A 14,152-nucleotide genomic window follows, 5' to 3' on the forward strand; every position below is an offset into this window, starting at 1 on the left:
ACATGAAATTTGGCATTATTTGTGCAATGGAAGAAGAACTGAAAACGTTACGGGAGGCCTTACAAGGTGAAAAGGTCGTCGCGATTAAAGACATCACCTTTTACGATGGGACCATCGACGATCAGGAAGTCGTGCTGGTTCAATCCGGGATTGGTAAGGTCCAGGCGGGGATGACGACCGCGTTAATGATCACCAACTTTGACGTCGACGTCGTGATCAACTCCGGTTCCGCTGGTGGGATTGGGGCCGGCTTATCGGTTGGCGACGTGGTCGTTGCCACGAAAACGGCCTACCACGACGTTGACGCCACCGCGTTTGATTACGAATATGGCCAGTTACCACAGCAACCGTTGTACTATGATACCGACGCCCACTGGGTCAAGGAAATCATGGCAGCGGCCCGAGCCACTGGTCTAAATGCCAAAACCGGCTTGATTGTTTCCGGTGACCAGTTCATCGCCGGTAAGGCCGCCACGGACAAAATTTTGGCCCACTTCCCGGACGCACTTTCGAGTGAAATGGAAGGGGCCGGCATCGGCCAAGCCGCGCACCAATTCAATACGCCGTACGTGGTGATTCGGGCGATGTCCGACGTTGGTGACGAAGACGCTGGGGTAACCTTTGACGAATTCATTCTTCAAGCGGGAAAACAATCCGCCGCCATGTTATTAGCACTGTTTAAGGCCCAAAATAAATAGTAGTGAATTTTACAGCCGTTTATGCTACTGACGTTGATGAATAATACTGAGGGTTTACTACCATTGAAGTGGTGGTAGTCCTTGCAAATTAATTAGCGGATAAGGCTTTTTGATGTTATTTGTGAGTTAAATGTAAAATAAGTAAAGTTTATTTTTTTAGAAGGAAGTATTGTAATGAAGCGAGTGTACCTGGATAACGCCGCAACGACTCCGATGGCGGCGTCCGTCATTCAGACGATGACCGATCAGATGACCAATAACTTTGGGAACGCGTCGAGTACCCACGCGTTCGGGCGCGCAGCCCGGGAAGTGTTGGACGATAGTCGGCACGTGATTGCGCAAAGCATTAATGCGCCGGATGACGATATTATTTTCACCAGTGGTGGGACCGAGAGTGATAACACCGCCGTCATGCAGACGGCCCTAGCGCGTCAAAGCCTGGGTAAACACATTATCACCACCGCCATTGAACACCAAGCAATTCTAAAATCAACCGCCTTTTTGGCAAAGCAGGGCTTTGAAATCACCTACTTGCCGGTTGATCAAAACGGGTTGATCAGTATGGCGGACCTAAAAGCCGCACTGCGGCCCGATACCATTTTAGTTTCCGTTATGACTGGTAATAATGAAGTTGGCTCCCACATGCCGATTCACGAAATCGGAGAACTGTTGAAAGACCACCAGGCGTGGTTCCATACCGACGCCGTTCAGGCTTACGGTTTGCTCGACATTGACGTGGAACGGGACCACATCGACATGTTGTCGACTTCCGCGCACAAAATCAACGGCCCAAAATTCCTAGGCTTTTTATACAAGCGTAACGGGATCAACTTCCCAAGTTTTGTTAAGGGCGGCGAACAGGAAGATAAGCGGCGCGCCGGGACCGAAAATATTCCGGCCATCGCCGGTTTTGCGCAAGCAGTTTCGGAACTGACGACCGAAGAAAAGGCGCACCGCCAAGCAAAGTACCACCAGTTTAAACAGTACGTGGTGGATCAGTTGACCAAAAACGGTGTGGACTTTGAAGTTAACGGCTCACTTAGTGAAGATAACTTACAACACGTGCTCAACCTTTGGATCAAGGGAATTTCGACCTACACGTTGCAAACTAATTTGGACTTAGGTGGTGTGGCCGTTTCCGGTGGGTCGGCATGTACCGCGGGAAGCCTGGAACCGTCCCACGTGTTGATTGCGATGTTCGGTAAGGACTCGCCCCGAATTGGGGAGTCGATTCGACTGAGCTTTGGGCGCTACACGACCCAGGAAGATTTGGACCAGTTCGTTGCCGTTTTGACTAAGACGGTCAACCGACTATTGAAGAAATAAGTTAAGGGAGGTGCGGGGTATGGCATACACCGCAACAGTTAAACTTGACGGGGATACGAAAACGTATGAATTGAGTAAAGCCGTTAAAAAATACACTTTAATGGACTTAGGGTTTGTGAAGGGCCGCTCGGGGGCGTTCAGTTTTGAACGGTCACTCGATCCTAACTCACCTTATCAGGCCGCTTTTAAACTAAAAGTGGCGGTCAACGCGGATCTAACGGGTTTTAAAATGAGTACCGTGACCGGTAACGGGATGCAGCGGGCCAATATCTTTAAAAATGACGCCCACCCGGAAACGGTCGAACAGTTACGGTTTACCTTGCAGAACTTTATTGACCGCGACGTCCTAGTTGAAAAGTAACCAATGAAACGCCTGGCTTGCAGCCGGCGTTTTCTTTGTTATAATGGGAAGTACTGGATTTGTACGACCTTCAAATCGTGGATTCTCCAGAATCTTTTGGAAATGATGGTGAAAAGTATGACTGATCACAGTAACACCCGTGTCGTTGTCGGCATGAGTGGTGGTGTTGATTCATCCGTCGTGGCACTGCTTTTAAAGCAGCAGGGTTACGACGTGGTGGGCGTCTTTATGAAGAACTGGGACGATACCGATGAAAACGGTGTTTGTACCGCAACCGAAGATTACAAAGACGTCGCCAAAGTGGCGGACAAGATTGGGATTCCGTACTACTCAATTAACTTTGAGAAGGAGTATTGGGACCGGGTCTTCACGTATTTCTTAGACGAATACAAGAAGGGCCGAACCCCGAACCCCGACGTAATCTGCAATAAAGAAATTAAGTTTAAGGCGTTCTTAGACTACGCCATGGACCTCGGGGCCGATTACATTGCAACCGGGCACTACGCGCGGCTCTCACACGATGAGGACGGCACGATGCACCTGCTTCGCGGTGTCGACAGCAACAAGGACCAAACTTATTTCCTGAGTCAGTTGGATTCCAAGACCTTGGAAAAGGTCATGTTCCCACTGGGTGAGATGGTTAAGCCCGATGTGCGTAAGTTAGCGTTGAACGCCGGGTTAGCCACGGCTAAGAAGAAGGATTCCGTGGGGATCTGCTTCATCGGCGAAAAGAACTTCAAAGAATTCTTAGGTCACTACCTACCCGCAACACCGGGTAAAATGATGACCTTTGACGGCCAAGTTAAAGGTGAGCACGCTGGATTGATGTACTACACGATCGGTCAGCGGCGCGGCCTTGGTATTGGAGGCGACGGTGAGGATAACGAGCCGTGGTTCGTGGTCGGCAAAGATTTGAAGAAGAACATCCTCTACGTCGGTAAGGGGTACCATAACCCGCACCTGTACGCGACTTACCTGGAAGCTTCCGACTTGCACTTTGTGACGAACGAAGACCTTGGCAACGATTTCCACGTCACTGCTAAGTTCCGTTACCGCCAGAAGGACTCCGGGGTAACGGTCCACTTTAACGAGGACCACACCGCCGTTAAAGTAACTTTTGATGATCCGGTGCGGGCGATTACGCCCGGGCAGGCGGTTGTCTTCTACCGTGGTGAAGAGTGCCTCGGTTCCGGGATGATCGACGCGGCGTACAATGACGAGCGCGTGTTACAGTACGTTTAATAACTTAATTTGAAAATGCGGAGTTGTAATCGGGACGTTGGTGCCGGTTACAACTCCTTTTTGATGACGCCGCGACGGTTCGGTGATTTCAACCTTGATTTTCCACGCGGAGTTGCTTAAGCTAGGGGAAGTATAGCAATAGGATGGATAAAAATGAACCGATTAAGACACATTAAATTTTTTGATACGTTGTCCAAAAAGATGGTTGCCGGCTTTCTAGCGTTAATTACGGTGGGAAGTTTGTTACTGAGCCTGCCGTGGGCGACCGCGTCTGGTCATGCGACCAGCTTGATCAACGTTTTATTTACCGCCACGTCAGCCACCTGCATTACGGGACTGACAGTCGTCAACACCGCGGCTCACTGGACCCCGTTTGGTCAGCTGGTCATTTTAGGCTTGTCCGAAATTGGGGCGTTGGGTTACATGACGTTTGCGGTGCTGCTGTTTAACATCATGCGTCGGCAAATTGGGCTTTCAACGCAGTTAATGGTCAAAGCCTCCCTAAATTTAGAAAATCTGAGTGATACGAAGAGTGTCATGAAGTACGTGATCGGTTTGTCGCTCTTATTTCAAGTTGGCGGGATGGGCCTATTAGCGTTGGACTTCATTCCACGCTACGGCTGGATTCGCGGACTGTACACCGCGATGTACCACGCCGTGATGTCGTTTTGTAACGCGGGGTTTGACGTTTTTGGTGATAGTTTGCTCGGTTTCCGAAACGACAGCTACGTGCTAATTGTGACCATGATTTTAATCGTCGCGGGGGGACTGGGCTTTCTCGTTTGGCGGGACTTGCTGTTGTACCACGAACGCAAACGGCTGACACTCAACTCTAAACTGACCCTTTTGACGACCCTCAGTTTATTTGTGATTGGCTTCTTCTTACTGCTAGTCACGGAACGGGACTTAAAACTGTTGCCGACGAACACGTCGTGGTTTACCCGGACGATCAATACCCTGTTTTTGAGCGTGACGCCCCGGACCGCCGGACTAATTACCATGCCGACGGGAGAGCTACAAGCTGGGAGTTTGTTCGTGATCATGATTCTCATGTTCGTTGGGGGGACTCCCGGTTCAACCGCTGGTGGGATCAAGACGACCACTTTTGGTATCCTGATGTTTCAAAGCATTGCGCAGTTACGGGGACGGCAAGACGTTGAGTTTAGTCACCGGCGCTTTAGTCAGGAAAATATCAGCCGGGCACTGTTACTGATCTTTTTGGCCAGTATCGTTATTACCATCGCCACGCTGATTTTGACCCAGACTGAAAAGATTCCGCACGGCTTTGGGTTGGAATACGTCCTGTTTGAAGTGTTGTCGGCCTTTGGAACCGTGGGGTTGAGCCTCGGGTTAACGCCTCACCTGACCGTGATTGGGAAATTGGTCATCATGTTGTTGATGTTTATTGGCCGGGTTGGGATCTTTACTTCACTGTACGCACTAACGAAGCGCCAGGCGAAGGTCAACCAGATTCGGTATCCGGTTGAAAATATTTTGATAGGTTAGGAGAATTTTATCATGAAAAAGAGTTTTGCCGTTTTTGGCCTGGGACGGTTTGGTGAAAGCGTGGTCCGGACCTTAGTTGCTTCCCACCAGGACGTTTTGGCCGTTGACATTAACGAGGGGCCGGTCAACGAACTGATGGACGTGGCTACGCAAACGCTAATTGCCGATACCCGGGACGAAGAAGTTTTGCGTGACTTAAACGTTGATTCTTTTGACTACGTGATCATTGGAATTGGAAACAACATGGAAGCCAGTATCCTAACCACCATGCTGAGTAAGGAGCAGGGGGCCAAAAAAGTGATTGCTAAGGCGGAAACTAGTGACCAGGGGCGGGTGCTGGAACGGGTCGGTGCCGACCAAGTGGTTTTCCCCGAACGGGACATGGGTCACAGTATCGTCCGCAAACTACTTTCAAACCACATCTTAAACTTCATCGACCTGAGTGACGAGTACACGTTGGCAGCAATTGAAATTACCGACCCGAACTTTGTTAACCAGAATTTAATTGATTTAAATTTACGGGAACGGTTTGGGTTGACCGTGATTGCCATTAAACATGGTAAGGCAATCAACGTGGCACCGCAACCTACGGACATGATGGAGACCCACGACATTGTAACCGTGGTGGGCCCCATTAAAGGCGTTAACGCGCTCGATGAAGCCCTTAAAAAATAGGATAAGGAGGCTGTGACAAAAGTCACAGCCTCTTCTTTTATCTTTGAACAATTATTGTCGAAACGGGTTTCAAAAGTCAGTTGGTGAGCATTAACCGACTTTTGGTACACTCTGCTTCTTTTGCGGCCGGACCGATGGCAATGGAAGATTTACGAACGTTTTGTAAGTGGCAAAGGGAAACTAACCGGGGGATTCTGGGATTCAAAATTGAGGTGGGTCGAAAAGCATGGTATACCCGGTTTGGAAGTTGAGATCAGCGTCGTTTGGGCAATACCGTAACGTGGACTTTTGAGTGGCGCTGATTCGGCTTCGGAAAGGTCACTTCACACATGCGATTAACAAAATTACAAAAAATTCAAACCATTACACAACAAAACCGGCACCAACAGTTCAAACGAACCTGGGTAACCACGCTAGTTTTATTGGGCTGCAGCATCGGAATCGGGACGGGATTGTGGACGTTACCAGCCACCGCTGCAACGGTTAATCCCCCGACGACCACACTGCAAACTGCCGCCGCGACTAGTACGGGGGCGTCGGGCCCCCGTTCACCGGTTAGTGGGACGCCGCGCAGCGTCAGTGTGGCCAGTGCACCGGCGTCGTTAGCTGACAGCGTTACCCCAACTAGTACGGTATCCAGTGCCGCGGCCGCGCCAACGAGTAGCAGTTCGGCAACGAGTAGGGCTTCGGTGGGGTTTACTGCGCCGACCATCGTTGTCACGGCCCCGGGGAGTTCGTTTGGCACCACCCCGGTGAGTGCCGCTCCGGATTCGCAGACTAGTTCCGTGGCTTCAACGGCCAGTGCTACGAGTACTACGAGTGCGGCGACAAGCACCGCTAGCCAAGTTCAAGCCGCCGCTAGTATCGCGGCGTTGCCGGATAGTACCGTCGTAACGTTTGGCGATGCCGGTATTCAGGCCGCGGTGGCCGGTGATTTGGGCGTTACCGGTCCGGTTACCCTGGGTGCCATTCGGAATTTTAGTGGCCCGTTTTTAAACATTGGTACTACCAAACCGCTAGCGGTTACGGGAACCTTGGCTGGGATGCAGTATCTACAAGCATTGCCGGCATCCGCCACCATTCAATTTTGGACAACTTATGCTAAACCGAACGTGGACTTAACACCGTTGGAAAATGACGAGTTTAGTCAGTTGTCACTGCAAATGTACGACATGGCGCAGGCGAACTTACAGCCGTTGACGTTGATCGACCCGTCAGCCATTACGTCGTTACAACTAGTTGGGTCCATCACTGGTGATATGCGGGACTATCAAAATAATGCGGACGGTATGACCAACGCACAGCTGGCCGAACTGGGGCCGTGGCTGACCAACATTGATAACACGTCGATTGGGGCTAACCTGAACTTTAACCTATCGAATAACTCGCTGACCGACTTTTCACCGTTGAGCGGGTTTGCCAACGACGCTTTATTTGTCGCGTTAGGCCAGCGGGTGAATGACGCCGCTAAACCCGTTAACTTGGTGGTCGGCCAGCCGGCGGTCTTCACCGCGTTACCCCTAGTCGGGATGAACGGGGAATCGTTAACGAGTCATTATCAGGCGACCCTGAGCGGTAGTCCCACTCAGAGCAGTTTAGCAGTGCACCCCGCCGAACCGGACCTAACGAGTCTGGGCAACGGTCGTTTTCAAATTGCAACGGCTTACCCCACGATTCCCAATGCAAACTGGTTTGCCTACGGTTTACGCGGGTACTATGATTTTACGAGTGCTGACCAGTTTGCCACGAACTTTATTCAGCTGACCTATCCGAGTGGGGTCAATTTCCAATACGACGTCATGGTTTATCAACCGGCGAACTGGTTACCGGCGCCGGAATTAAACGTCCGGTACGTAGACGCGACCACGCAACAAGCCATTCAGCCCGCTAACCTGATTCGGGGTACGACTATCGGGTCAACGTACGACCTAGCGCCACAAACCAAAATTGCCGGGTACGTGTTTGACCCTCAACAGAGTAGTCCGACGACCGGGACCTATACCCAGGATCCGCAAGCGTTGACGTTAACGTTTAGTCGGCAGCCCGCCGGCGGGATTACGGTAAGTTACGAAACGACGGCTGGGCAAAAGTTAGCACCGGACACGGTCCTTAGTGGGACGGTTGGTCAGCCGTATCAAAGTCAACCGTTAACCATTACGGGCTACACTTACCAACGGGTGGCGACCACTAGTTTACCCGCCAGCGGGACGTTACCGTTGGCGGCCGGGACGGTCACGTACCTTTATACGGCCAATCAATTGACACGGATCGTCCGTTACGTTGACGTCACGACAAATCAAGTTTTGACGGTCGACCAAGTGACGGGACCGTACATGGGCACAACGACCCTGGACGTTACACCGACAATTACGAAGTATACGGCCGCGGGTTACCGGGTAGTAACGAACGGGGTTCCCGCAGCTGCGGCCTTTGATGATCCGGCGCCAACCGTCACTTATCAGGTGGCGCTTGCGCACCAGCTAAAAACGCTAACGGCCACCACACCTAACTTACCTGCCAACGTTGTGTTGACGGCACAGGCCACCCGGACGATTCGGTATCAAAGTACCGATGGGACAGCCCTCGTTGCACCAACCGTGCAAACCGTCGCCTTCACGCGGCAAGCGGTGCGGGACCAAGTGACGGGTAACGTGACGTACGGTTCCTGGGTTGTCGGATCTCCAAGCAACTTTATGGCAGTCACCAGTCCTGATATTAGGGGTTACCGTGCTGACCGGGCCGTCGTGCCGGCCAGCGAACCTCTGAATATGCCGACCGTGATGCCGGACGTGACGGTAACGTACACGGTGGTTGTACCAGCGACGTCGGCTGGCAGTGCGGTGGCACCGGAAACGTCAGCCGCAATGTCAGCCGTAAATCCGGCAACGTCGTCTGCGGGGAGTGCGGCACCAGTTTCGACTAGTGCCATATCGACTGCACCGTCCACCGCAGCGACGGGGGTGCCTTCTCCGAACATGAGCACCACGTCCACGTTGAGCGGGACCACACCGCAATCAGTTGCCGCGTCTGCGGGACAAGCGGCAACTAGTGAATCGCAGTCTCAGCGTCAGGTGCAGGCGACCGTGCCCATTAACTACCAGCGGGGCGCTGTCCGGCCGGCGGTTTCACAACACACGAACCAGACTAAGTCCAACACGACCGCGCCCCTTCAACGACGCCCTAAAGTTGGCAAACCAGCCCGGAGAGCACTAACCCGTGCAACCGGGTTGCCCCAAACGGGGGAGCACCCGACCGTAACGGCGCTCATCGGGGTGCTGATGCTCGCACTGATTACGGTGCTTGCGCACGTCAAGCGGTCCTGGAAACGGATATTTTAGTCGTAGTGGGTGTCGTGTTAATTAAAGACTAATGACGGGCTCTCGCGGAAATTGAGCTTCTGCGGGCGCCCGTTTTTTAACGGTAAATCCCGATTATAGGAAAATTTACTAACTACTACGCTTTAAAATATCGGGTGAACGGGCTCCTGTACAAGCCGGTAAATTGTGATGTGTGGCTGATGATGGTATACCGGACGTGAAAGTTGAGGTTGGGTTATTCCGCCGACGTAACGGAGGCGTGGTCACAAGATGACGTCCTGGTAAACCTGACTTAAGTTTCAGAAAGGTCGTTCAGATAATGCGTTTAACAAAGTTACAAGAAATTCAAAAAATTACCAAACAAAACCGTCGGCAACAGTTCAAACGTACTTGGAAAACGACGCTGGTCTTGTTGGGGAGTAGTGTTGGTTTAGGTACGGCACTGTGGACGTTACCCGCGGCTGCCGCGACAACTCCTCCAGCAACAACGCCACAGTCGGCGACGAGTACGGTGACGACCAGTGCGGCTACCAGTGGTGGTTCAATGGCCATGTCGGCCACTAATTCCACTAGCAGCACGGCCAGTGCCGCGACGTCGACGGCGGTCATGTCGGCTACGACCAGTTCTACGTCGGCAACGACGAGTACGGCTAGCACCGCGACTTCCATGCCGGCAACGTCGGCTGCTAATAGTATGACGAGCAGTGCGACAACGTCGACCGCTAGCAACGCCACGTCTACAAGCACGTCGGCCGGTGCTGGTTTTACGTTGCCGCCTTTACCAACTAGCGTTTCGACTAGTTTAGCAACGAGTAGTGCCGCGATGACGTCGACGGCAAGCCAAACGAGCAGTTCGGCAAGTCAGGCAACCACGAGTGTTGCTAGTCCGGCGACCAGTGCCGCGTTACCAGATTCAACCATCGTAACTTTTGCTGATCCTGGGATTGAGGCAAACGTCTTAAGCGACATGAACATCGTTGGACCGATCACGTTGGGCAACATTCGTAACTACAGCGGGACTAGGCTTGATATCGGAACAACGGGCGTGCCGTTGGAAATTACGAGTACCTTAGCCGGGATGCAATACTTGCAATATTTACCAGCGAAAACGTTAATTAACTTTTACACTAGTTATCCCGATGCCAACGTTGACTTAACTCCGCTTGAAAATGACCGCTTTGATCAGTTGTCAATTATGGACCACGACTTAGGAGCGGTGAACTTAGCTCCCCTGACTAAGATTGACCCGACAACGATCTCCACGGTTCAATTAGTGGGTTCGGTTGAACCCGGTATGACCGATTATCAACAAAACGCGTTCGGGATGAATAACGCCCAATTAGCAGAATTAGGGTCATGGTTAACGGCAATCGACAACACGTCGACCGCTCCGGACGGCTTTTTGGACTTTAACTTCTCCGATAACTCGTTAACGGACTTTTCACCCGTGAGCGGTTTTACTAAGGCGGCGTTATTTACTGCCTTGGGCCAACGGGTCAACTACGGTGCAACACCCGTCAACATGGTTATCGGGCAACCCGCAACCTTTACCGCCTTGCCACTGACCGGGATGAACGGGGAGTCGTTGACCAGTCACTACCAAGTCACGTTGAGTGGAAGTCCAACGGTTAGCGCAGCAACGGCCGATACGACTCACCCAGCCGAACCATTCTTGACCAATTTGGGGAATGGTCAGTTTGAAATTGCGACGGCTTACCCGACGATTACGGGTGCCACTTGGTTTGCCTACGGGTTACAAGGGTATTATCAACTCACGCAAGCCTCACAAATGGATACCAACTTTATTCACATAGATTATCCGAACGGTGTTACCTTTGAATACGACGTCATGGTTTATCAACCCGCAAACTGGTTGCCAGCGCCGGAGTTGAACGTTAACTTTGTTGATGGAACCACTAAACAGCCGATTGAACCCGCGGAATTGGTCAAGGGGACCACCATTGGTTCAAGTTATGACCTGACGCCCCAAACGGAAATTACGGGTTATATTTTCCAGCCGGAACAGAGTAGTTCAACAAGCGGAACTTATACCCAAGACCCCCAAGCGTTGACCTTCACGTTTGTTCGGCAGCCATCCGGTGGGATCGTTGTGAACTACGTTGATGAAAATAACGAGCCGATTGCGTCCGGGGTGGCCATTAACGGGTACGTTGGTGATGCTTATCAAACGGCACCCGTTACGGTTCCTGGTTACACGCTCACAACGGAGACGATTCCAGGGAGTGCGCCAACTAGTGGAACGTTACCGGTTGCTGCCGGTACCGTGAACTACGTCTATGCGCCTAACCAGTTAACGAGAACCATTCATTACGTTGACGTCACTACCGGCAAGGATTTACTTGATACGGAACTGGTCAGTCCTTATCAGAGCGACAATAACTATGATCCAACGACGACGATCGATAATTATGAGCATCAGGGGTACCAATTAGTTAGTGATAATTATCCAACGTGGGGTTCCATGCTATTTGACGACCCAACGCCGAGTGCGACTTACGAAATTGAATTGGCTCATCAGATGGTCACCCTGACGCCCGCTTCGTCGGCCTTACCCGCTGACGTTGATTTAACGCAACAAACGTCGCGGACGATTGAGTATCAAAGCACGACGGGGACGACGCTTGCGGCGCCGACCATTCAAACGTTGCACTATACCCGGACGGCAGCTAAAGACATGGTTACTGGTGAGATTACTTACGGGCCGTGGGTTGGAGACGATGCCGATACCTTTAGCGCGGTCATCGTGCCAACGGTTCGGAGCTATCAGCCAGACATGGCTACGGTACCCGCAGTGACGGACGTGGCTGCGGGGACGCCAAACCAAGTGGTAACGGTCACCTACGATGCGGTGGCGCCAGCGACGAGTGCGGCCACTGGCAGTTCATCGCAACCCGCTTCATCGGTACCAGCGAGTGCGACCGCAGCAAGCTCAGCTACGACTAAGCCGACCGCGACGCCTGCTGCGCCAACCAATACGGTGGCGGTAACACCAACGGTAACGTTGTCTAAAACAACGTCGTCAGCTGCAACGCCAGTGACGACACCAACGGTCATGGCAACCATGACTCCCGTCAAGCCAACGACTGAAAAGTCACCGGCACCGACGACGCCAACGGTTGTAACGACAAACACCGTTAGTGGTGTGCGGCCAATCATGACCGGTGTGACGACGGCTAAGTCGTTACGCAATGCGTTAACGACTACAACGTCGGCTCAACCGATTGTAGCGGGAGCGGCCCACGTCGCGATGACGCCACTTACAACCAAAGCCGTTAGTGCAACACCAACTGAATCAGCAACGCCGTTACCAAGTCGCTCAGCGGCTCGCGGGTTACCTCAAACTAGTGAGCGGACTTCGGCAGCTTCGTTACTTGGTTTGTTATTGTTAGGATTAGTTGCTGGTTTCGCACGGATTAAGCGGTTCTTCAAACGCATTTTCTGAGGGCCAGCGATAAAAAACGGTTGGGATCAAGTTCCCAACCGTTTTTTTTATTCACTGGGTGGCAAACTAGTTGACATAATTTTAATTTAACCTAGAAAGGGTCCTTTTGAAAACTGACTTGAAAACTGGCATAATAGTAATTAATACTGAGTGGTCGAGACGGACCAAGATGAGGAAGTAATTGTTGTGACAAAACTACTATTTATTCGCCATGGTAAAACTGAGTGGAACTTGGAAGGCCGCTACCAGGGGTCACAAGGCGACTCACCGTTGTTACCAGCGAGTTACCAAGAAATTCATGAATTGGCGGCCGCATTACAGGACATTCACTTTAGTCACATTTATGTCAGTCCATTAAAACGGGCCCGCAGTACCGCGATGACCCTTAAACACGATTTGACGCAGCCCGACTTACCCGTAACGGTGTTAAGCCGCCTACGAGAATTTAACCTCGGTAAAATGGAGGGGATGGCGTTTACCGACGTGCAGGCGAAGTACCCGGCAGAGTTTGAAGCGTTTCGTAATCATCCCGACCAGTACGATCCGACCGCGATTCAGGGTGAAAGTTTCCAGCAATTGCTAAAGCGGATGCAACCAGCCGTTCAGCAAATTGTGGCGGCCAATCCGAAACGCAGTGACAACGTCCTAATCGTGAGTCACGGCGCCGCGTTAAACGCCCTGGTCAACACCCTTTTAGGGGCGTCGTTAGCGACGTTGCGTCAACGGGGTGGGTTATCCAATACGTCAACGACTATTTTAGAAACTCGTGACCGGGGCAAGCACTATAAACTGCTGGACTGGAACGACACGTCCTACTTGTCCCGCAAACCCGATCCAACGGACACGATTTAGAGGAGGGAACGCATTCATGACAAATAAGGCTGAAGCATCGCGACCAAGTGAGGCGAAACAACGGGCACTGGTTCATCAGCTGGTCCAAACAATCGATGCCCATCCGGACGATTATCACGCTTATTATGATTTGACCGTTCTTTTGACGGCGGGTCAGGATTTTGAACAGGCGGAGGCCCTTGCCATGAAGGCCCTCGGAAAGTTTGAAACTGATCGCCAAGCGGCCGACTTATTCCGTTATGCACTCGGCAACGTTTATTATCAGGCCCAGGAATACGATAAGGCCTTACCGTATTATCAAAAAATTCAGGACACTAAGTTAAAAAATGACGCTTACGTCATGATGGGTCAATCCTTGATGGCTAAACGGGATTACCAACACGCATTGGTGTGGGCACTTACCGCACAAGAGGCGCAACCAACCGCATTAGATACCAATTTGTTAGTAGCAGATATTTTACTTGCATTAGGCAATAACCAGCAGGCGTACACTTATTACCAGTTAGCACGGCAAGTAGATCCTCGTTCGGGCAAGGCGGCCTTTAACGCGGGTTTAACGGCGATGGTGCTTGGGAAACCGTACGCGGCCCTGTTTGAAAGTGCCGAAAAACTTGACCCGGAGTACTTTCAAAAACATCAACAACAGTTAACGGATATTGAAAAAACGTTGGCCGCACAAAAATCAGGTGACGACCAGGCAACTAAATCGTAA

The 14,152-nt window shown here is 51.6% G+C and carries 10 protein-coding genes; all 10 read left to right on the plus strand.

What is annotated here, in order from left to right; all coding sequences use genetic code 11:
• Positions 1-2 precede the first annotated feature (2 nt).
• The 10 genes from D1831_RS01595 to D1831_RS01640 all read left to right on the plus strand — a co-directional run bounded on the left by D1831_RS01595 (position 3) and on the right by D1831_RS01640 (position 14,152).
• Positions 3-698, plus strand: coding sequence for a 5'-methylthioadenosine/adenosylhomocysteine nucleosidase (locus tag D1831_RS01595; RefSeq protein ID WP_125070989.1), 696 nt, complete (start codon positions 3-5; stop codon positions 696-698).
• Positions 699-872: 174 nt separating this feature from the next.
• Complete coding sequence (locus D1831_RS01600) at positions 873-2,024, plus strand: cysteine desulfurase family protein (RefSeq protein ID WP_125070991.1); 1,152 nt, start codon at positions 873-875, stop codon at positions 2,022-2,024.
• 19 nt (positions 2,025-2,043) lie between these two features.
• Positions 2,044-2,385 (plus strand): DUF1831 domain-containing protein, encoded by a 342-nt coding sequence (locus D1831_RS01605; RefSeq protein ID WP_125070993.1) that lies wholly within the window; start codon positions 2,044-2,046, stop codon positions 2,383-2,385.
• A 3-nt stretch (positions 2,386-2,388) separates the two neighbouring features.
• Positions 2,389-3,627, plus strand: coding sequence for a tRNA 2-thiouridine(34) synthase MnmA (gene mnmA, locus D1831_RS01610; protein ID WP_318531877.1), 1,239 nt, complete (start codon positions 2,389-2,391; stop codon positions 3,625-3,627).
• A 153-nt stretch (positions 3,628-3,780) separates the two neighbouring features.
• Complete coding sequence (locus tag D1831_RS01615) at positions 3,781-5,133, plus strand: TrkH family potassium uptake protein (RefSeq protein ID WP_179950278.1); 1,353 nt, start codon at positions 3,781-3,783, stop codon at positions 5,131-5,133.
• 12 nt (positions 5,134-5,145) lie between these two features.
• The gene (locus tag D1831_RS01620) at positions 5,146-5,808 is read left to right on the plus strand and encodes a potassium channel family protein (protein WP_125070999.1); all 663 of its coding nucleotides are present in this window, start codon (positions 5,146-5,148) and stop codon (positions 5,806-5,808) included.
• 329 nt (positions 5,809-6,137) lie between these two features.
• Positions 6,138-9,146, plus strand: a complete 3,009-nt coding sequence (locus tag D1831_RS01625; protein ID WP_125071001.1) for a mucin-binding protein — start codon at positions 6,138-6,140, stop codon at positions 9,144-9,146.
• Positions 9,147-9,444: 298 nt separating this feature from the next.
• A complete protein-coding gene (locus tag D1831_RS01630; RefSeq protein ID WP_125071004.1) occupies positions 9,445-12,588 on the plus strand; it encodes a mucin-binding protein in 3,144 nt (1,047 codons plus the stop codon).
• A 186-nt stretch (positions 12,589-12,774) separates the two neighbouring features.
• Positions 12,775-13,440: a histidine phosphatase family protein gene (locus D1831_RS01635; protein ID WP_125071006.1), complete on the plus strand. Its 666-nt coding sequence runs from the start codon at positions 12,775-12,777 to the stop codon at positions 13,438-13,440.
• A gap of 16 nt (positions 13,441-13,456) precedes the next feature.
• A complete protein-coding gene (locus tag D1831_RS01640) occupies positions 13,457-14,152 on the plus strand; it encodes a tetratricopeptide repeat protein (RefSeq protein WP_125071008.1) in 696 nt (231 codons plus the stop codon).

Source organism: Lactiplantibacillus garii, assembly GCF_003885105.1.
In the GTDB taxonomy this organism is placed as follows: domain Bacteria; phylum Bacillota; class Bacilli; order Lactobacillales; family Lactobacillaceae; genus Lactiplantibacillus; species Lactiplantibacillus garii.